We start from the raw sequence: 22506 nt of genomic DNA, 5'->3' as shown, positions 1-22506 counted from the left end.
ATGTTAGAGGATTTAAAACAAAAAGTATTGGAAGCAAATTTATTGTTACCTCAGTATAACTTAGTAACTTTCACTTGGGGTAATGTATCCGGAATTGATCGCGAAAAGGGTTTAATAGTAATAAAACCTAGTGGAGTTGAATATGAACAAATGAGTGTTAGTGATATGGTTGTTGTTGATCTTGATGGAAATATAGTTGAAGGCAAATTAAATCCATCAAGTGATACACCAACTCATCTAGTGTTATACAAAGCATTTCCAAACATTATGGGTGTAGTTCATACTCATTCTCCTTGGGCTGTTTCTTTTGCTCAAGCAGGTGTTTCTATTCCAGCTGCTGGCACCACACATGGTGATTACTTTTATGGGGACATACCAGTAACGAGGTCAATGAGCGAAAAAGAGATAAATAAAGATTATGAAAAAGAAACTGGTAATGTTGTAGTTGAAATTTTTAATAATAGTGATATAAATCCAGATTATGTGCCAGGAGTACTTGTTAATGACCATGGACCATTTACTTGGGGAATAAGTCCCAAAAATGCAGTTCATAATTCAGTAGTACTTGAAGAAGTTGCAAAAATGGCATATCACTCTCTGCAGTTGAATCCACATAATATTAAGATGGATGGAGTGTTATTAGACAAACATTTTAATCGTAAACATGGAAAAAATGCATATTATGGTCAAAATAAAAAATAGGATGAGGAGGTAATATACAATGCTTAAAAATAAAAAAATGGAATTTTGGTTTATCGTAGGTAGTCAAAATTTATATGGTCAGGATGCTTTAGATGAAGTAAAAAGGGATTCACAAGCAATTGCAGATGGTTTAAATAAGAGTGGAAAATTACCATACACAATAGTATTTAAGTCACTTGCAACATCTGCTGATGAAATTACACATTTAATGAAAGAAGTAAATTATAATGATGAGGTAGCTGGTGTTATCACTTGGATGCATACATTCTCACCTGCTAAAATGTGGATTGCTGGAACAAAATTATTACAGAAACCATTATTACATCTAGCAACACAATTTAGTGAACATATTCCATGGAAAACAATTGATATGGATTATATGAATCTACATCAAAGTGCTCATGGGGACCGCGAATATGGTTTTATTAATGCGAGATTAAACAAACATAACAAAGTAGTTGTAGGGTACTGGAAAAAAGATGAAATAAAACAAGAAATTGCTGATTGGATGAATGTAGCCGTTGGTTATATTATGAGTCAGGAAATAAAAGTTGCCAGATTCGGTGATAACATGCGTAATGTTGCTGTTACTGAAGGAGATAAAATTGAGGCTCAGATTCAGTTTGGTTGGACAGTTGATTACTTTGCTATTGGTGATTTAGTTGCGTCAATAAGTAAAGTTTCAGAAAAAGAAGTAGATGTTACTTACGAAGAATTTAAGAAAATATATATTATGGACATAGGAGATAATGATCCTAAGTTCTATGAGAAACAGGTAAAAGAACAAATTAGAATTGAAAAAGGATTAAGAACTTTCTTAGAAGCAGGAAATTACACGGCATTTACAACAAATTTTGAAGACCTATATGGCATGAAACAATTACCAGGACTTGCAGTTCAAAGATTAAATGCTGAAGGATACGGATTTGCTGGAGAAGGAGATTGGAAAACTGCAGCGATGTCTAGATTATTTAAGGTTATGACAAGTAATGAGAAAACAGGATTTATGGAAGATTACATGTATGAATTAAGTACTGGTAATGAAAGAATCTTAGGCGCACATATGCTTGAAGTTGACCCAACATTTGCCTCAGACAAGCCTAGCGTAGTTGTTAAGCCATTAGGCATTGGCGATAAAGAGGATCCAGCTCGTTTAATATTTAACGGATCAGTTGGGGCTGGAGTTGCAATATCTATGCTTGATTTAGGATCATCTTATCGACTAATTATTAACGAATTAACAGCGGTTAAACCTACTGAGGATATGCCAAACCTACCTGTAGCAAAGATGGTATGGAAACCAGAACCAAATTTCAGTGATGGTGTTAAAGCATGGATTTATGCTGGTGGTGGTCATCATACAGTTATTACATTAAAGTTAACAGTTGATCAAATTTATGATTGGAGTCGCATGGTTGGGCTAGAAACTGTTATAATAGATCATAACACAAACTTAAGAGACATTATAAAAGATACAACGAGATAAAAAGTAATATATAAGATTAAAAAAATAAGAGGTTAGGTATGATTTATCTAACCCTTTACGAGGAGGAAAAGTATATGAAATTATTTATTGATACAGCTAATGTAGCAGATATCCGCGAAGCTAATGAAATGGGTGTTATTTGTGGTGTAACTACTAATCCATCTCTAATAGCTAAAGAAGGTAGAGACTTTAATGAGGTTATAAAAGAGATAGCTTCTATTGTTGACGGACCTATTAGTGGAGAAGTTATTTCATTAGATGTAAAGGGTATGATAAAAGAAGGAAGAGAAATAGCTAAAATTCATGAAAACATGATTGTTAAAATACCAATGACAGAAGATGGTCTTAAGGCTGTTAAAGTACTTTCAAAAGAAGGAATAAAAACTAATGTAACATTAATATTTAGTGCAGGGCAAGCTCTTCTTGCTGCAAGGGCAGGGGCTGCTTATGTAAGTCCTTTTATCGGAAGACTTGATGATATAAATGCTAATGCTATGGACTTAATAAGAACTATTGTTACAATATTTAAAGTACACGAAATAGATACTGAAATAATTGCTGCAAGTATAAGAAATCCAATGCATGTTACAGATGCTGCAGTTGCAGGTTCACATATTGCTACAGTACCTCTTAAAATAATTAAACAAATGATAAAACACCCATTAACAGATAACGGAATAGAAAAATTTGCTAAAGATTGGAAAGAAACTTTCGGTAAATAATAAGGGGGAGAACATAATGAATGTAGATAATTTATCAATAAATACTATAAGATTATTATCAGCAGAGGGTGTTGAAAAAGCAAATTCTGGTCATCCAGGTCTTCCAATGGGAGCAGCTCCTATGGCTTACACTCTTTGGGCAAAGATTATGAAACATAATCCCAAAAACCCAGAATGGACTGATAGAGATAGATTTATTTTATCTGCAGGACATGGTTCTATGCTTTTATATTCACTTCTTCATCTATATGGCTATGGATTAACTATTGAAGATTTGCAAAATTTTAGGCAATGGGGAAGTAAAACACCAGGACATCCTGAATACGGCCATACTAAAGGCGTAGAAGTAACAACAGGACCACTCGGGCAAGGACAAGCAAATGGTGTAGGTATGGCAATAGCTGAAAGTTATTTGGCTAATAAGTTTAATAGACCAGGCTTTGAAGTAGTTAATCACTTTACTTATGTGATTTCTGGTGATGGAGATATGATGGAAGGTATAACTTCTGAAGGTGCATCACTTGCAGGTACTCTTGGACTTGGAAAATTAATAGTATTATATGATTCAAATAATATTTCAATTGAAGGAAGTACAACTATTGCTTTTAGAGAAGATGTTGGAGCTAGATATAAATCTTACGGATGGCAAGTTATAACAGTAGAAGATGGTAACAATGTACAAGATATTTATGCTGCTATTAATCAAGGCAAGAATGAATTATCAAAGCCAACACTTGTAGTAATTAAAACTCAAATAGGTTATGGATCTCCAAAAGTTGGCACAGCTGCAGCACATGGAGAGCCTCTAGGTGCTGAAAATCTTAAAAAAACAAAAGAATTTTTAGAATGGGATTATAAAGAAGAATTTTATGTTCCAAAGGAAGTAAAAGAAAATTCTAACAAAGTAATAGAAAGTGGAGCAAATGCTGAGAATGAGTGGGATTTATTGCTCCAAAATTACAAGAAAAAATATCCTGATCTTGCCTCAGAATGGGACTCGTGGTATAAAAATGAACTATCTGTTGATTTATTAAAGGATGAAGGATTCTGGAAGTTTACAGGCAAAAAAGCTACTAGAGTTGCATCTTTTGAAGTAATAAATCGATTAGCTAACATAGTTCCAAACTTAATAGGTGGGTCTGCAGATTTATCACCATCTAATAAAACATATATGAATGGAAAAGGAGACTTTTCAAAAGAAGATAGAAGTGGTGCAAATCTTCACTTTGGTGTACGTGAACATGCGATGGCAGCTATAGCTAACGGAGTTTGTGTACATGGAGGACTAAAGATTTTCGTATCTACCTTCTTTATATTCTCAGATTATATGAAACCATCTATAAGACTTGCAGCATTAATGAATCTTCCAGTTGTGTATGTATTAACTCACGATAGTATAGGAGTGGGAGAAGATGGACCAACTCATGAACCGATAGAACAATTAGCAGCATTGAGAAGTATTCCGAATGTTGAAGTATTTAGACCTGCTGACTCTAAAGAAACAGCAGCTGCTTGGTGCTCAGCAATAAATAGGAAAGATGGTCCTACTGCGATAGTACTTTCAAGGCAGAACTTACCTTTATATGATGAAAGCGGAGCAGATGCATTAAAGGGAGCCTATATAATAAGAAAAAGTGAAAAGAAAGTTCCAGATCTTATATTAATGGCGACTGGTTCAGAAGTTGAATTAACATATGAAGCAGCTAAGGTATTAAAGGAAAAGGGAATTGATGCTAGCGTTGTAAGTATGCCATCTTGGGAAGTTTTTGAAAAACAAGATGAAGATTACAAAGAAAGTGTTCTACCTAAAAAAGTTACTAAAAGATTAGCAGTTGAAGCTGGTACATCTTTTGGATGGCATAAATATACAGGTTTTGAGGGAGATATAGTATCAATAGATCATTTTGGAGCTTCTGCACCAGCTAAAATACTATTTGAACAATTTGGATTTACAGTAGATAATGTAGTAGAAAAATCATTGAAAGTGGTTAATAAATAAGTAATTTATATTATACATTAAGTGAATTACGAAAGGAAGGTTAAATGATGAGTATTACAAAGAAATTTTATGGAAAAACACCAGATGGCACAGAGGTTGATATGTTCACATTAAGTAATAGTAATGGCATGACTGCTAAAATAATGAATTATGGTGCTACGATAACGTCTATTATAGTACCTGATAAAAGCGGTAAGTTTGATGATGTTGTATTAGGTTATGATAAACTTGATGATTATATTGCAAACAAATTATACTTTGGTGCAATCGTAGGGCGACATGCAAACAGAATTGAAGATGCTAGGTTTATAATTAATAGTACTGAATATAATGTAACTAAAAACGAGGGTGAAAATCATATTCACGGCGGGCTTATTGGTTTTGATAAGGTTGTTTGGAAAGCAGAGGTATCTACAAGAGGACAAGATGAATGTTTAAATCTTTGTTATTATAGCTCTGACGGCGAGGAAGGTTATCCTGGAAATCTTGATGTTAAAGTCACATATACACTAACTGACGATAATGAACTTAAACTGGATTACTTTGCAACAACAGACAAAGATACTGTAGTAAATTTAACAAATCATTCATATTTTAATCTATCAGGCCATGCGTCAGGAAATATTCTTAAGCATGAGGTTATGATTAATGCAAATAAGTTTACTGTCAATGACAAAAATAGTATCCCAACTGGTGAAATTGAAAGCGTATTTGATACTCCAATGGATTTTACAAAGTTAATTCCAGTAGAAAATGGGATAAATAGTAAATACCAACAAATAGAATTTGCGCATGGTTATGACCATAACTGGATATTGAATAAGGGCAAAGAAAAAGCTGCAGAGGCATTTGATGCATCTAGTGGAAGAGTTATGGATGTTTATACTACTGAGCCAGGAATACAATTTTATACTGGTAATTTTATATATGAAAGTAAGAATTGCAAGGATGGTGCTAATTATGCAAGGCGTAGTGGCCTATGTTTTGAAACTCAATATTTCCCAAATTCATTAAAACATAAACATTTTCCTTCCCCAATATTAAGGGCAGGGGATGAGTATAAGAACTCAACTATATTTAAGTTTTCAATAAAATAATATGGTAGCACTAAAAAAGGGAGTAAATTTCATTAAGAAATTTACTCCCTTTTAAGTTTTAATATGATTTGATTTATAATCAACAATTTTATTGGTGTGTAAATTTTCTGAATGCTTCAATAAGTTTTCAAAACTTTTAAAATGCCAATGGACTTCACTTGATAATCTATTAACATAATGATATTATTCTAATGTAAATAAAAACATTACTTGTAACGTTCTATATGATAACAATAACTAGATATTGATAGTAGTTGCTATTTATAAGAAGTTTATGATTTAATTGATGGAATTATAAATAACTCAAACATAGTATATATGGGTAAATTCTCAATGATAAGAAATAAATAACTTTTGACGTTTTATTAGAATTTCTAAAATGATATTTGTATCTTAACATTATAAAAATAGGAGAAGTGATAATTTGAAGAATTTTGATAATGATATACAACTTATAAAATATGAGGTAATAAGGGAAGTAACTAAGCTTGCTATTAAAGGAACTCTAAAGAAAGAACATAAAAATCTATTCAAGGTTCTTGTTCCAGGACCTAAAGCAAGGACTCGTTGTTGCATTCATAAAGAAAGAGCAATTATAGGAGAGAGAATAAAACTTATAATGGGTGGAAATAAAAAGAATAAAAATGTTATTGAAGTAATAAGTATTGCTTGCGACGAATGCCCAATTCAACGCTTTTCTGTTACAGAGGCCTGTAGAGGTTGTTTAACTCATAAATGTATTCAAGCATGCCCTGTGGGCGCAATTCACTCTATAAATAGAAGATCCTACATTGATACGAATAAATGCATTGAATGTGGTAAATGTAAAACAGCTTGTCCGTATAATGCAATTTCTGATGTTATGAGACCTTGTCGTAGAGCTTGCAGTGCAGGAGCATTGAGTATTGATGAAGATAAAAAAGCAGTAATAGATAATGATAAATGTATACAATGTGGTGCTTGCGTATACCAATGTCCTTTCGGCGCAATTATGGATAAATCCTCAGTAGTAGACGTTACTAATAAACTACTAGAAGCAAAAGAAAATGATAATATGCATTTATATGCTGTTATTGCACCTGCAATTGCTAGTCAATTTACCTATGCGAGCATTGGACAAGTAGTTTCAGGCATAAAAAAGATGGGTTTTCATGATGTCATAGAAGTTGCCATTGGTGCAGATATGGTGGTAGAAAATGAAACACAGGAATTTATAGAAACTATTGAGGAAATTAAAACAATGACTAGTTCATGTTGCCCAGCTTTTGTTTCATACATTAAGAAAAATTACCCCGAACTTGGTAAACACGTTTCAAGTACAGTTTCTCCAATGATAGCAATATCTAAACTAATTAAAAATACAGATCCTTTAGCTAAAATTGTGTTTATAGGACCTTGTACTGCTAAAAAAATGGAGATAAAGCAAGATGATATAAAAGGAATTACTGATTATGTATTAACTTTTGAAGAGCTTCAAGCAATGATTGATGCATTTGAAATAGATATTGAAAAATGCGAGGAACTTGCATTAAACAATGCTTCTTTTTATGGAAGAATATTTGCTAAATCAGGTGGCCTTACTGAGGCAGTAAAACATTTAGTCGATACTAGGGATACTTCAGTTGAATTTAAACCTATAAGTTGTGATGGCTTAATTGAATGTGAGAAAGCACTAAAACTATTAAAATTTAATAGATCAGCTGGTAATTTTATTGAAGGAATGGCATGCACTGGTGGATGTATAGGTGGTGCTGCTTCACTTAGACATGGTCCTAAAGATAAAAATGAAGTTACTAAATATGGGAAGCTAGCTTTAGATAAAGTTGATAGTGAATCACTTAGAATAATAAAAGTAAAAGAAGTTGACATGCACCGTGGTAAAGATTTTATGTCTAAATAACATTTGATTTGTATAAATGGTATAGAACTTTTCTTTAGAAGAAAAGTTCTATATCATTTTTTATTTTATAAATTATATTTCAGTCTGTAACTACATAGATTAACTGTCCTTACTATTACATTATTAGTTTCTTACCTATTATACTTAATTATAATAGTCTAATTTTTTATTTCTACACCACCAAAAGCTACAAAACAATTCAGAGTTAAAACTGGTGCATCTGGATTATCATAATTTTTGCTATTAGTTTTATTTGACCATCCACCGAATATAGGAATGCCCCTTACTACAACGGTCCAGTTTTTAGGAACTATTACGTTTACACCACCAAAAACAGCTGTTACATCTATTCTTGCAGCATCATTTAAAAGATTAGCATTACTCAAATCCATGTTAATACCACCAAATATAGAAACGAGGCTACCACCCCTAAAGTTATTAGAGTTATTTCTACTATTTACACCTGAGAAAACTGATAAATCATCCACCACATCTTGGTCAACTTCTTTTTTACTAAATTCATAATCTTCTTTTTTTAATGACTTAGGCAATAACAATGATACACCGATAGCTATAATAATGGCAGGCCAAAAAAAACTCATTAGGCTGACATTAATAATATTGAGTTCTCGCATTTGAAATAATATACCAAGTGCAAGCAATGTAATGCCTGAAGTTTTAGAAATAGGTTTTCTGATTAACTGACGTGTTCCAGCACCTACAAGTAGAAGTGGCCACCAAGTCCATATTAAGTTACTCAAATCCCAAAGTCCTAGTTGTTTAAATGCTACACTAATACCTATTAGTATGAATATAATACCTAAATAAAATTTATCTTTCAAAATAATCCCCTCCCATATTTATTGTGAGGTTGCAGCAGTTATTTACTGTTCCTCCCCCCTTAAATTATATGCATATTATTATACTATGACATAAGTTTATTTGGTATTAATAAAAAACATATAAATATCTTTATATTATGGATGTATAGGACATTAATTGTTGTTGCTCTTTTTGTAACATCTTGACAGTAAGAAATATATATTATAATATTAAATATAATTTAAAGTTTCATATGGAATTGTTTTAATTAAAATAAAATTGATATAGGAGTGTTATTCTATGAAGACAATAATTTACTGTTTTAGTGGTACAGGTAATTCTTTAAAGGTTGCAAAGGATATTGCAGCTGGATTAAAAGATACTGAAATTATACAAATTTCTAAAAACAACATGGATATAGATGGAACAACATTAAACAAAATTGGGATTGTTTTTCCTGTATACGCTTCTGGAATGCCTCTTTTAGTTAAGGAATTCATTGAAAAAGTCAATATCCCAAAGGAAGCCTATGTTTATACTGTTGTAACTTTTGGAGCAGCAGCAGGGGCTTCTATTTCTCAATTAGAAATGCTGCTAACTGATAAGGGTCTTAAGCTTTCAGCAGCATTTAAAATGAAGATGCCAGGAAATTATCAAGTGATTTACGCGCCTTACTCAGAGAAGAAACAAAAAAAATGTTTTGAAAATGAAAAAGAAAAAATTACTGAAATTGTTAAAAGCATAAATAATAACGAAATAGTTAAATTTAGTGGAGTTGGAGAAAATATAATGAAGACTATTGGTGGCATGATTTACAGTAGTTTTAAACCTTATGAAAAAGATAAAGATTTTTGGACTAATGAAAAATGTAATAGTTGTGGTACATGCGTAAAGGTGTGTCCTGCGAGTAATATAAAAATGAATGAGGGTAAACCACAATGGCAACATAAATGTGAGCAATGTGTTGCTTGTATGCAATGGTGTCCACAAAAATCAATTCAATATAAAAAAGTAACAGTAAAAAGGGGCCGTTATCATCATCCAGATATATCGGCGAAGGAACTATTTCATTTGTAAGGTAGATTTATTGGTTGATTCAATCTAGAAAATGAAAATAGGAAAAGGAATTGCAAAAAAAAACAGCTGATTGTCATAAGTCATTTTAAGGAATATGTACTTAAGTAACGCACAAGTTTATATAAGTTACATAAAATATAAATTGTATAAAATATGCACCGACAGTAGCAACATTAAAGATAAAAGCTGACATTGAGAACCTATTAAAGAAGTAAAATTACTAATATAACAATCATAAAATTGTGTAGGGAGGATGGATATTATGCAAATTAGGAAAATACGTAAGGTAGTAACTGGAACCACTCAATATGATGGAGCTGGAGTTAAACTTGTTAGGGTAATTAGTGCACCGGATGTTAAAGATTTTGACCCGTTTTTGATGCTAGATGCCTTTGACTCCTATGATCCAGCTGATTATACCAAAGGGTTTCCATGGCATCCTCATAGAGGAATTGAAACTGTTACTTACTTGATAAGTGGAGACATAGAGCATATGGACAATATAGGGAACAAAGGAAATATATTAGATGGTTGCTGTCAGTGGATGACAGCAGGTAGTGGAATACTTCATCAAGAGATGCCACTACCAAGCAATCGAATGTTGGGGGTTCAGCTTTGGCTTAATCTACCGAGAAAAGATAAAATGACAACTCCAAAATACAGAGATATCAGAGCAAACATGGTCCCTATAATTGAGGAAGAAGGTTGCAGTATACGGATTATTTCTGGACATTATAGAGGTAATGAAGGAGCAGTTCAAGGAGAATATGTAAAGATGCTTTTTTTGGATGTAAATATGAAAGCTGGAGCAAGGTGGCAATTAGAAACCAATAAAGGCACAAATTGTTTTATATATATAGTGGATGGTGAAGGCTTTTTTGAAGAATCTGATGAGAATTTGATTTCTAGCAAAAGGGCGTTGCTTTTCAATGATGGTGATGAGTTATTAGCCAGAGCAACAGACAAAGGAGTTCGTTTCTTTTTGTTTTCAGGAGTTAAGTTAGATGAACCAATTGCGTGGGGTGGCCCAATTGTAATGAATACACAAGAGGAACTTAAGCTAGCATTTAAAGAAATTGATGATGGAACGTTTGTAAAGTAAATAACTATGAGTCAATATAAAACCTATTAATTTAAGGAGCAAGTAATAATTATAAATTATTACTTGCTCCTTTTTCCCTATTGATATGTAATCATTTTATTCTACATTTTTATCAAATTTCCTTTTATAAAAAAGATATTATCCTAAAACTGCCAATTTAGAGTATTATGAATAATAAAATTTGATTGTGATATAATATAAATAAATAGAAAAAAAGAACATTTTGTATCAATATAATAGAAAATATTAATATATCAAACTGGTTAGTGTATGATTTATATATATGGGAGTGAGCTTTATGAGAGAGACAATTATAAGAATACAGAGTATTGAATTAGAGGGTTTTAAGAATATACAAAAGGGAACTATTGATTTACTAGGTTATAGACAGAAAAAATATTATACTGGGAAGTCAGATATAGTTGGAATTTATGGACAAAATGGTTCAGGTAAAACAACTATAATAGAAGCTTTTAGGTTGTTTAAAATAATTGCAAGTGGTGAAAAGTTACCAGATGATATTAAAAATTATATACATGAACTAGAAGATAAGGCGACACTTAAATTTATTTTCTATGTTGAAAAAAAAGAACAAAAATTTCTAGTGTATTATGAATTCTCTTTAAGGAAAAAAGATGATGGAGCAGAATTATATAATGAAAAATTAAGTTATTCTCAAATAAACGAAGAAAATAAAAAAAGAAAAATAGATATAATTGAATATGTTATAGAAACAGACCATGCCTCTATTTTACCTAAATTACGTTATAATGAATTGATAAAAAATAATAAGGAAAATGAATTCAATCTTGAAGTCTGTAAAAGACTATCAATTAAGGAAAAGACATCTTTTATCTTTAACGATAGCGTGGAAGAAATATTTAAAAGCAATTCTACAAATCTTGATTATTTCTTTATCATTAATGCTATAAAACGTTTTGCTAGAGTAAATTTGTTTGTAATAACAAATGAACATTCAGCCACTATAAGCCTTAATTTTATGCCCTTAAGCTTTAGAATGGAAGATAACGATGGCGTAACTAGTGGAGATATTGCCATTAATTTATTAGGTACATCCAATATAGATAAAAAAAGATATGATATAGCTGTTAGGATAATAAGACAGTTAAATGTTGTGTTAAGCACTATTATTCCTAACTTACAATTAGAAATCAATAACTTAGGAAATGAATTATCTAAGAATGGAAAAGAAATGATTAAGATACAACTACTTTCTATTAAAAAGGATATAAAAATTCCTCTTAAATATGAGTCAGAGGGCATAAAAAAGATAATTTCTATTTTAAGTACACTTATATCTATGTTTAATAATCCATCAATTTGTTTAATAGTTGATGAGCTTGATGCTGGTATATTTGAATATTTATTAGGGGAGTTATTAAAGATAATTGAGCAAGAAGGTAAAGGTCAGTTTATATTTACATCGCATAACTTACGTGCATTAGAAATGCTTGAGAAGGAATCATTAGTATTTAGTACAGCCAATTCTCAGAATAGATTTATAAGAATAACTAATATAAAGAGTAATAATAACCTTAGAAATGTATATCTACGTGGTGTTGATTTGGGTGGACTTAATGAGTGCATATATGAGGAAACGAATAGTTTTGAAATTGCACATGCGTTTAGAAAAGCAGGTGACATTTTTGGGGAAGAGTAAGAAAATAGTTTTATTTATTGTTGAAGGGTTTACTGATAAAAACTCATTGGCTTTGGTACTTTCTAAAATTATTGAAAAAGATAAAATTGTAAAATTTAAGATTATTAATGGTGATATTACGGCGCAAAACGGGGTAAATGCAAGTAATATACATAAGAAAATTACGAATTATATAAAAGAGTTTATAGATGGTAATATATATAAAAAAACTGATATTTTAAATGTTATTCATTTAGTAGATACAGATGGGGCATATATTAATGACGACTTAGTTTTAAAAAAAGATGTTGAAAATATTGAGTATAATACTCAAAATATATATGCTAGAAATATAGATAATATAAAAAGACGAAACAAACAAAAGTCACAAATACTTAGTAAACTATCAGCTACAAATACTGTGTATGTTAATTTACCTTATGGAATATATTTTTTTTCTTCCAATTTAGAACACGTGATACATAACAAGCAATGTGTTTGCCCAGAGGAAAAACGTAAGTATTCTGAGAAATTTGAAGATAAGTTTGTAATTAATCCTGTTAGTTTTATTGAATTTATGAATAGCACAGAGTTTGCACTTAATGATCAATATAAGGATACCTGGGAGTTTATAAAAAAAGATACAAACTCTCTAAAAAGATTTACTAACTTCAATTTATATCTAAATACAATAAAAACAGAATAGATTAGTAAAATACCGTAGGATTAGAATTTTACGGTATTTTAAGTTGTCTCTTATTTAAAGGTACGGTTAAATAAATCACTTATGCAAAACTAGTTGACTTTGTACTGTAATGGTGCTAAGGTAAAAGCATTAGACCAATATAAGAATAAATAGCTGCACATAGTCATAATAATAACAAATAAGAAAGGAATAATGATTATGAGAAATATGGATATAAAAGATAAAGATGGATTAACTGAAAAGGAGTTTTTAGATAGTTACGTACCAGGAAATTATGATAGACCATCTAATACAGTGGATATGTTGCTTTTTACGGTAGATGATGTACCAATAGATGGAAAGGATCCTGATAAAGCACTAAAAATGCTCCTGATAAAAAGGGGAGATCATCCATACATGGGATGTTATGCAATACCAGGAGGTTTTGTAAATATTGACGAAGCCTTAAGCACTGCATGCTATAGGGAGTTAAGAGAAGAAACTAGTATTGATAGTGTATATTTTGAACAGTTAAAAACTTTCGGTGATCTAGTAGAAAGAGATCCAAGAATGAGAGTTATTTCAATAGCATTTTTAGCCTTAGCAGATAAAACTAATATTAGACCAGTAGCGGGAGATGACGCTACTTATGCACAATGGTTTACGGTGAAAAAAGAATTCATATCCTCAAATAATTCAGGAATAGAAAGAGTTGATATGTACAATTTGACCTTGAATTCCGATGATGGTGAGGTTAAGATAGGATATCTTGTGACTGAGAGATTTGTTAAAAATGGTATTATTTCAATTAAAGTACCAACTTATGAGCCACTTGGTTGGAGCACAGATGAACTTGCTTTTGACCATATAGACGAAGTATATTGTGCATTAGAGAGATTAAAAAATAAAATAGAATATACTCCAATAGCCTTTTCATTACTTCCAAAATACTTTACGTTAAGAGAAGCTCAAAAATTATATGAAGCTATTCTCCATTCGGGAAAATCTTTATCAAGAGCTAACTTTAGAAGGAAAATCAAGAAAATGGTTATAGAAACTGACAAAGAAAAACTAACTGCTGGAAGACCTGCAACATGTTATATGTTTAATGAAAATTGGGAACATAGTTTTATGGATGAATAATTAAGAATATTTTGAGGGGGAAAAGATATATATGATAAATTTACTGATAAATAAAATATTTGATATGCAAAATGAAATAAAAGGTAAGGTAGTTAATTTAACGGATCTTCCAAAAGAAAAGACAGCTTTAATAGTTATGGACATGGTAAATGGATTTGTTCATGTAGGAGTAATGTCTTCACCAAGAGTTGAAAAAATCATAGATAATGTTGTGTCTATTAATGAGAGAACTTATGGATATAAGAAGGTATTCTTTTTAGAACAACATGATGAAGATTCTACGGAGTTTAAAACATATGCAAGGCATTGCGTAAAAAATAGTGAAGAAGCAGAGCTTATTCCATCATTAAATTGTGGAGCTACGCTACATAGTAATACCACAATAATACACAAGAATAGTACTAATGGGTTTCATGCACCAGAATTCAAGGTATGGCTTAAAGATAATGAAGCGCAAATTGAAAATTATATTATAGAAGGATGTTCAACTGATATATGTGTTAAGCATTTTACAGAAACACTAAAAACATATTTCAACGAAAAAAACCTAGATAGAAGAATTATTGTACCAATAGACTCAGTAGAAACATTTGATTATGGAACTCATGATGGTGATTTAATGAAAGTTATATCCCTATGGGAAATGAAGTCGAATGGTATAGAGGTAGTTGATACTATAATATAAAAAGTAACTTATAAGTAGTAATTTAAAAGGATGTTTTCTTGTAAAAGTAAGAGAACGTCCTTTTAAATTTAATACATGGTCATAGTATATAAAATATAGTAAAAATTTACATTGACAATGGAAAAGTGTATGTTATAATGATAGTACCAAATAGGTACAAAGTACATTTTAACTAATAGAGTGAAAGAGAATGAAAATTATTTTTTTAATAACCCTTTGTATCATTATAATACTAAATAGAAGGAGAGAGAGTATATGATGAATTATTATATGATAACAATATTAAATGAATTGATAAATGATGAGCGAATAAGTAGTCTCCATGGAATTTGTAAGGATAATAATAGAAAAGTTTATATTGAAGGCGGCGAGTATCAAGAATACAGTATGGATTTAATATTCTTAGTTGATACAGGAGATTTATTTAAAAAAACCATTGCATTTACAATAACAACAAATTCATTTAGCTCTGAAATTGAAGTAATAAAACATTATAGCTTAGAAAGCAAAATATTTAGTAGAAGACCTGTTAAAAATGTTACTGAGTATATAATAAATAAAATACTAAAATATAAAAACGAAGATAGTCAAAATAATCAACACTTAAAGGAATCGATTGCTTAAATAATAAATCTAGAAAATAATTAATTTAAAGGAGAATGATGTAAATGAGTAACGTAAATAATAATTTTAATATTAAAGAAGAAAGAAATCTTTCAATGTTAATGGACTTTTATGAATTAACAATGTCAAACGGTTATTTTATGAATGGATTTTCAGATACAATAGTGTATTTTGATATGTTTTACAGAAAGAATCCAGACGGAGCAGGTTTCTCAATAGCAGCGGGACTCGAACAGCTTGTAAAGTTTATTAAAAATTTAAATTTTACACAGGGTGATATTGATTTTTTAAGAAACAAGGGTGTTTTATCAGAAAGGTTCTTAGAATATCTACTAACATTTAAATTCTCAGGAGATATATACGCAATTCCAGAGGGCACAGTAGTATTCCCTAGTGAAGCACTTGTAACAGTCAAGTCAAAGGTTATTGAAGCACAGCTTGTTGAGACTATGTTGTTACTAACAATTAATCACCAAAGTTTGATAGCTACTAAGGCAAGCAGAATAGTAAGAGCTGCACAAGGAAGACCAATACTAGAGCTTGGAGCAAGAAGAACTCATGGCGCTGATGGAGCAATAATGGGAGCAAGAGCTTCATACATTGGTGGCGTAAGTGGAACGGCTACAACTATAGCTGAAAAATTATATGGAATACCTGCTACTGGTACAATGGCTCACTCATGGGTACAATTTTTCGGAGATGAATATAAAGCATTTGAAACTTATGCAAAAACCTACCCAGATACATGTACATTACTTGTTGATACTTACAATGTTATAAAAAGTGGTATACCAAATGCTATTAAAATTTCAAAAAATGTTTTAGAGCCAATTGGAAAAAGGTTAAAAGGGATTAGACTTGATAGTGGAGATCTTGCTTATCTTTCTAAGAAAGTAAGGATTATGCTTGATGAAGCAGGTCTTACAGATTGTAAAATAGTAGCTTCTAACAGTTTAGATGAATTCATTATAACTGAATTATTAAACCAGGATGCTAAAATAGATATATTTGGTGTTGGAGAAAGATTAGTAACGGCAAAATCAGAACCAGTATTTGGCGGTGTTTATAAATTAGTGGCTGTGGAAGAAGAAGGAGAAGTTGTTCCACGAATAAAACTAAGTGAAAGTGAAGAAAAAATTATTAATCCTGGATATAAAATGTGTTGGAGATTATATGATAAAGATTCACATAAGGCAATTGCCGATGTTATTACATTATCGGGCGAAGTTATAGATGAAACAAAACCATATACAATTTTTGATCCAGTATTCATTTGGAAAAAGAAAATAGTTACCAATTTTTATGCTAAAAGACTTCAAGAGCCAATTTTTATTAAAGGGGAATGTGTATATGCATTACCAACTATAGAAGAGATTAGAGCATATTGTAAAACTCAAGTAGACAGCATATGGGAGGAAGTTAGGAGATTTTCTAATCCTCATAAATACTTTGTGGATCTATCTAAAGAATTATGGTTTGTTAAGAAGGAACTAATTGAGAAATATAGAAATTTAGAAGATAAAAATAACAAATAAACTAATTGCAATCGCTTTTCAGGTAGAAGATTTAAAAATATTGATGACTGATGTATTTAACAATAAAAGAGAAATAAAAGAAGTAACTATGGCCAAAGCTTCATTAAATGATGGACAGGTAATTTATGGGGTAAATGATTTGTTCATAGGTCAAAAAACTCATTTATCTGCAAGATATTAAAAGTTAGAAGTATTTGATGAACATTAAGTTTTAAGGATGTATTGGGGAAAGAAAATATTAGAATGGAGTAAAACCCCAGAAGAGGCATTTCGGTATAATGTAATTTAAATTAACTATAGCTTAAATTATAATACTAAAAAAAAGACTACCTTCTGGCAGTCTTTTTTTAGTATTATAATTTATTTATTTCTTTTTTGGATCTTCTTTTTGAAGTATACTATGATATCTACCATACATGAAGTAAATTACTATTCCGATTAATAACCAAATTACAAATCTAATCCATGTTACGAGTGGTAAGGCTGACATCAGATACACACATGCTAAAGCAGATAATATAGGTAGAACTGGCACCCATGGGCATTTGAATTTTCTTACAACATTTGCCATGGTTTTTCTAAGTACTATAACTCCTATTGAAACAAGAACGAATGCAAATAATGTACCTATATTGCATAGTTTTATTATTTCATCTAACGGTAAGAATCCTGCCATTAAACCAGCTATAGTACCTGTGATTATAGTGCAAAGAGTAGGAGTTTTGTGGACGGGATGTACGTTTGAAAACATCTTTGGTAGTAATCCATCTCTTGACATAACCATAAATACCCTTATTTGTCCATAAAGCATTACTATAAGTGTTGAAATCATGCCAATAACTGCACCGGTTCCAACTAAAGCAGCTCCCCAGTTAATACCGAATCGTGCCAATGCACCGGGAACGGCATTATTTTCACTTATTTCTTTATAGGGAACCATGCCTGTTATAACAAGCGCAACTGCAATATAAAGTATAATTACTACTGCTAAGCAGATAGCAAGACCGCGAGGTACATCTCTCTTTGGATTTATAGTTTCCTCTGCAGCAGTTGAGACTGCATCAAAACCGATATAAGCAAAGAATATTATTGATGCACCAGCCATAACGCCACTCCAACCAAATGGGGCGAATGGTTTATAGTTAATCAAATTAATATGAAACACGCCTAGTACTATAAATAAAATAATTACGCCAACTTTTACTATAACAATTTTATTGTTCAATTTTGCACTTTCTTTTATGCCTACAAATAATATCCATGTTACAAGCACAGTTATAAGAATAGCTGGCAAGTCCATTATTCCTCCTGCAGCAGGTGTGCTAGTTATTGCTTTAGGTAAAATTATTCCAGCAGAACTTAGCAGTCCTATAAAGGTTCCTGACCAACCAGATGCAACTGCAGCTGACGAAACTAAATACTCAAGCATTAAGTCCCAGCCTATAATCCAGGCTATTAATTCACCAAAAGCAACATAGGAATATGAATAAGTACTGCCGGCAACTGGAAACATAGTTGCAAGTTCAGCATAAGTAAGGGCGCAAAGTCCACTTACAATAGCTGCTACGATAAATGACAAAACAACTGCGGGTCCTGCTAAATGGGCACCAACACCTGTTGAAACAAAAATTCCTGTTCCTACAACCGCACCTATTCCAAGTGCTGCAAGGTCAAACGCTGTAAGATTCTTTTTTAAATCAGATTTTTCGGCTGAATGTAACATCTGTTCTAGAGTCTTCTTTTTCCATATATTCATAATATCTTTCCCTTCTTAAGCTAAACTTTAGCTGCGTTTTAATTATTACAATTATGTAATATGTAATATGTATTATTAGTAATATTACAATCTTCTTAATTAACTTGTCCTCCTTAATTTCGAATCTATTAAATTAGTAAGATATAATACTATAATTTGAACATTCAATAGTATTAATAATCATTATATAGAATATTTAGAAAATTTGAAAGGGTAAAAATTTAGAAAGTTAGGCTTAATACAGTGATAGAATGTCGCATGCTATATTTCTTTATCATATTCTAAGTTTTATGATAGATTCTTAATATTGACAAGATAATTAAAAATATAAGTTAGATTGCTTGAGGTACTAAATTATAGACAAGTCATCATAACTTCATCACTAAGGTTGACTTGTAAGTTAGAATATTATGTTTTGATATTTAGGACTAATATTTAGGAAGGGATGGTTGCTTTAAGATGGGAAATTTAAATTAATTATTTTGCTTTTATTGAAATACCGCAGTATTTCAAAAATACTGCGTCTGAGTTTATAATTTTATATAGAGAGATACTATGAAAATCTGAAAATATGGTATAATAATAAAAATATAATAAGATAAAATATAAGAAGTGAAATATATAAAAAGGGCAATAAAGAAAGGAAAGGAAGTTTAATAATGTGCATAAAATTAAAATATAGAGAGATTGAAGGTGAAAATAAATGTTCTTAACCTGTGAAGAAATGGTTAAGTTATCGCACTTAGAAAAAATTAAACTGGTAGCAGGTAAGGGTGGAATTAAAAGGATAATAACATGGGCTCATGTAATAGAATTGGATGATGTGGCAGATTGGGTTAAAGGTGGAGAATTACTATTTATAACAGGAGTATCAATTCAAAATGATCTAAATGCACTTATCAAATTAGTGAAAGATATAGAAGCGAGAAATCTTTCAGGGCTAGTAATTAACGTTGGCCGGTATATAAAAGAAACACCAAAAGAAGTTGTAGATTTAGCTAATGCCATGAATTTTCCAATATTTGAACTGCCCTTTGAGGTTAAACTCATTGATGTTATTCAAAGTATATGTAGGGAAATATTTAATTCAAGAATTAAAGAAGAATCCATGAATAGTTTTATGAAGGCAGTGATATTTGGAAATGAAAAAATTACGACAGAAACGTTAAACAAGGCTGTTATATATGGGTATAACTCTAAAAAGTGTTATCATTCACTTGTGGTTGATATAGATAGTTTTAAAGTATATTTAAAGAAAAATAATATTCGTGAGGAAAAAGAAATTGAGGAATTAAAGACTTTCATTCAACAACTTATTGATTCCATAATGTACAAACATAATAAAAAAGCTCTTTGTATGATTCAAAGTGACTCCTTTATAAATTTAGTTCCTATGTACAAAGGAAACAACAATAGGGATGAAATCATTGTTATTGCAAAAGAAATTAAACTTACTATCAAGGAAAGAATAAAAGAATTAACGGTAAGTGTGGGGCTTGGTGGAGGAACAACTGAAATTAAATATTTTAGTAAGATTGTATTTTCAGCTCAAAAAGCACTGGATATTTCTAAGCGTAATAGTAAGATAGATTACGTAAGCGATTATAAAAAAACAGGAGTATACAGATTATTTTTTGATATGAGTAACTATGATGAAATGCGAAACTTATATGAAGAAACTCTTCACAAATTAGAGAGATATGATACTAAAAACTCTTCAAATTTGTTAGAAACTCTAGAAATGTATTTAGAAAAGCAAAAAAATATTGGTTTGTCAGCAGAATTTCTTTATATCCATAGAAATACTATGAAATATAGAATAAATAGAATAGAAGAGATATTAGGATGTGATTTAAAAGATGACAATATAATATTTCAAATCACTTTATGCATTAAAATTAGAAAGTTTCTAAACATATAAAGAGAGCATATTAATCAAAAATGATTATTATGCTTTTTTTTTATGTGTATTATTAATGACATTTGAAAGATTATAAATTATTTCATTCACTAAGGGAATAATTTAGGATATGTAATTATTATAGTTATAAGTGGGTTTTATATTGCGTAAAATGATTTAAAATATAAAAATTATAGTTTTTATTTATAGTTATAACTACTATAAATGAGTAGTATCAATAGAATTATCCTCAATGAACAAGTAAGTGTTACGATGTTTGTGTATGGTGGACATATGAAAGTGTATGAATTTATGATAAATTATAACTATTAAAACAATTCAATTAATTTCGTATAATGAATTTTAAAATATTATATATGTCATTATATACGTGGGGGTGGATCAAAATGACAATGGGAGCAAATTTACTATTAAGCAATGTTACAAAACTTTATAAGAATTTTAAAGCAGTAGATGATGTATGCATAAATATTAATAAAGGAGAATTTTTAACAATTCTAGGTCCTAGTGGTTCTGGGAAAACGTCTTTATTAAAATTAATTGCAGGGTTTGAGAGGATTAACTCCGGTGAGATACTTCTTAATAAAGATAATATTGAAACTAAAAAGCCATATGAAAGAAATATTGGTATGTTATTTCAAAACTATGCATTGTTTCCGCATATGACTGTTTTCGAGAATATAGCTTATCCACTTAAAATAAGAAAATATTCTAAAGTAGACATAAAGAAAAAGGTTACTGAACTTTTGAAACTGGTGGATCTAGAAAATGTTGAGGAAAGATATCCAAAACAATTAAGCGGTGGACAGCAACAACGTGTAGCACTTGCTAGAGCAATTGTATTTAATCCTCCATTATTACTTCTGGATGAACCATTGGGTGCACTAGACAAAAACTTAAGACAAAAGATGCAACTTGAAATAAAACATATTCAACAAAAGGTGGGTATAACAACTATCAGTGTTACCCATGACCAAGAGGAAGCACTTACTATGTCAGATAAGGTTTGTATCATGAATAAAGGTAGAGTTGAACAAATTGACTCACCAGAGCGAATATACCAAAGACCAAAAACTAGATTTGTTGCTGAATTTATTGGAGAAATAAATATGGTAAATTGTAAAGTTATTGAATTAGAGGAGGAAGTTGCTTATGTAACAGCTTTTGATAATAATGAAATTAAAGTAATAATAGACCATGATAGTGATTTTTCTGTAGGCGACGATATGTTACTGGTATTTAGACCTGAAAATATAGCAATAATTAAAGATCCTAATGAGTGGGAAAATTCGTCACAAGCGGTTATAAAAGAAATCATATTTGTTGGAGACACACTAAAAGTAAAAGTAATTATTAACAATAGTACTGAAGTTATGATAAAGGCATCACCGTCCATTAAGGAAACATTAGTAATAGGAAATAAAATAATACTGGGATGGGATTCAAATAATTGCACAATAATCAAAGATTAATTTAGTTTAAGATAGTGTTAACTAACTTATGAAAAAACAGGAATGTAAATATTAGGGTTTTAATTGCACGTTGAAAAGTGAAAAAATACTTTGAAGAAATACAATGCAGTTTTGTTTG

19 protein-coding genes are annotated in these 22506 nt (G+C 30.6%); 17 read left to right on the top strand and 2 right to left on the bottom strand.

Translation table 11 applies throughout. From position 1 onward, the window contains the following. The 6 genes from LGK95_RS15780 to LGK95_RS15755 all read left to right on the top strand — a co-directional run bounded on the left by LGK95_RS15780 (position 1) and on the right by LGK95_RS15755 (position 7906). Positions 1–702, top strand: a complete 702-nt coding sequence (locus LGK95_RS15780; RefSeq protein WP_226125736.1) for an L-ribulose-5-phosphate 4-epimerase — start codon at positions 1–3, stop codon at positions 700–702. A 19-nt stretch (positions 703–721) separates the two neighbouring features. Beyond that, positions 722–2188: an L-arabinose isomerase gene (gene araA, locus LGK95_RS15775; protein ID WP_226125735.1), complete on the top strand. Its 1467-nt coding sequence runs from the start codon at positions 722–724 to the stop codon at positions 2186–2188. 74 nt (positions 2189–2262) lie between these two features. Then, positions 2263–2910 (top strand): fructose-6-phosphate aldolase, encoded by a 648-nt coding sequence (fsa, locus tag LGK95_RS15770; RefSeq protein ID WP_226125734.1) that lies wholly within the window; start codon positions 2263–2265, stop codon positions 2908–2910. Positions 2911–2926: 16 nt separating this feature from the next. Then, on the top strand, positions 2927–4909 hold the full coding sequence (gene tkt, locus LGK95_RS15765) for a transketolase (RefSeq protein ID WP_226125733.1): 1983 nt from the start codon (positions 2927–2929) through the stop codon (positions 4907–4909). 47 nt (positions 4910–4956) lie between these two features. Further along, a complete protein-coding gene (locus LGK95_RS15760) occupies positions 4957–6006 on the top strand; it encodes an aldose epimerase family protein (RefSeq protein ID WP_226125732.1) in 1050 nt (349 codons plus the stop codon). 424 nt (positions 6007–6430) lie between these two features. After that, a complete protein-coding gene (locus LGK95_RS15755; protein WP_226125731.1) occupies positions 6431–7906 on the top strand; it encodes a 4Fe-4S dicluster domain-containing protein in 1476 nt (491 codons plus the stop codon). 158 nt (positions 7907–8064) lie between these two features. On the opposite strand, the gene LGK95_RS15750 is transcribed toward LGK95_RS15755, so the two are convergent. After that, positions 8065–8748 (bottom strand): LiaF transmembrane domain-containing protein, encoded by a 684-nt coding sequence (locus LGK95_RS15750; RefSeq protein ID WP_226125730.1) that lies wholly within the window; start codon positions 8746–8748, stop codon positions 8065–8067. 280 nt (positions 8749–9028) lie between these two features. On the opposite strand from LGK95_RS15750, the gene LGK95_RS15745 reads away from it, so the two are divergent. The 9 genes from LGK95_RS15745 (at position 9029) to LGK95_RS15705 (ending at position 17420) form a co-directional block, all read left to right on the top strand. Continuing rightward, on the top strand, positions 9029–9805 hold the full coding sequence (locus LGK95_RS15745) for an EFR1 family ferrodoxin (RefSeq protein WP_226125729.1): 777 nt from the start codon (positions 9029–9031) through the stop codon (positions 9803–9805). Positions 9806–10067: 262 nt separating this feature from the next. Then, positions 10068–10907, top strand: a complete 840-nt coding sequence (locus LGK95_RS15740) for a pirin family protein (protein ID WP_226125728.1) — start codon at positions 10068–10070, stop codon at positions 10905–10907. Between the two features lie 298 nt (positions 10908–11205). Further along, the gene (locus tag LGK95_RS15735) at positions 11206–12588 is read left to right on the top strand and encodes an AAA family ATPase (protein WP_226125727.1); all 1383 of its coding nucleotides are present in this window, start codon (positions 11206–11208) and stop codon (positions 12586–12588) included. Continuing rightward, complete coding sequence (locus LGK95_RS15730; protein ID WP_226125726.1) at positions 12575–13273, top strand: hypothetical protein; 699 nt, start codon at positions 12575–12577, stop codon at positions 13271–13273. The genes LGK95_RS15735 and LGK95_RS15730 overlap by 14 nt, the downstream gene beginning before the upstream one ends. Positions 13274–13471: 198 nt before the next feature. Then, positions 13472–14395: an NUDIX hydrolase gene (locus LGK95_RS15725; RefSeq protein WP_226125725.1), complete on the top strand. Its 924-nt coding sequence runs from the start codon at positions 13472–13474 to the stop codon at positions 14393–14395. A gap of 31 nt (positions 14396–14426) precedes the next feature. Beyond that, positions 14427–15080, top strand: coding sequence for an isochorismatase family cysteine hydrolase (locus LGK95_RS15720; RefSeq protein WP_226125724.1), 654 nt, complete (start codon positions 14427–14429; stop codon positions 15078–15080). Between the two features lie 255 nt (positions 15081–15335). Further along, positions 15336–15704 carry a hypothetical protein gene (locus tag LGK95_RS15715; protein ID WP_226125723.1) on the top strand — a complete coding sequence of 123 codons (369 nt, stop codon included), beginning with the start codon at positions 15336–15338 and terminating at the stop codon, positions 15702–15704. Between the two features lie 44 nt (positions 15705–15748). Next, the gene (locus tag LGK95_RS15710; protein ID WP_226125722.1) at positions 15749–17239 is read left to right on the top strand and encodes a nicotinate phosphoribosyltransferase; all 1491 of its coding nucleotides are present in this window, start codon (positions 15749–15751) and stop codon (positions 17237–17239) included. Positions 17240–17282: 43 nt separating this feature from the next. Continuing rightward, complete coding sequence (locus tag LGK95_RS15705) at positions 17283–17420, top strand: hypothetical protein (protein ID WP_226125721.1); 138 nt, start codon at positions 17283–17285, stop codon at positions 17418–17420. A 183-nt stretch (positions 17421–17603) separates the two neighbouring features. On the opposite strand, the gene LGK95_RS15700 is transcribed toward LGK95_RS15705, so the two are convergent. Further along, positions 17604–18995: an amino acid permease gene (locus LGK95_RS15700; protein ID WP_226125720.1), complete on the bottom strand. Its 1392-nt coding sequence runs from the start codon at positions 18993–18995 to the stop codon at positions 17604–17606. 703 nt (positions 18996–19698) lie between these two features. Here LGK95_RS15700 and LGK95_RS15695 point away from each other — a divergent pair. Together LGK95_RS15695 and LGK95_RS15690 are read left to right on the top strand one after the other, a co-directional pair. Continuing rightward, positions 19699–20916, top strand: coding sequence for a PucR family transcriptional regulator (locus LGK95_RS15695; RefSeq protein ID WP_226125719.1), 1218 nt, complete (start codon positions 19699–19701; stop codon positions 20914–20916). A gap of 386 nt (positions 20917–21302) precedes the next feature. Beyond that, positions 21303–22388, top strand: coding sequence for an ABC transporter ATP-binding protein (locus tag LGK95_RS15690; RefSeq protein ID WP_226125718.1), 1086 nt, complete (start codon positions 21303–21305; stop codon positions 22386–22388). Positions 22389–22506 lie beyond the last annotated feature (118 nt).

The sequence above is a fragment of the Clostridium algoriphilum genome, assembly GCF_020443705.1.
GTDB classification, from domain to species: Bacteria; Bacillota; Clostridia; order Clostridiales; family Clostridiaceae; genus Clostridium_AD; species Clostridium_AD algoriphilum.
The sequence above is the reverse complement of the archived record's forward strand: the minus strand, read 5'-3'. Positions and strand labels throughout refer to the sequence as shown.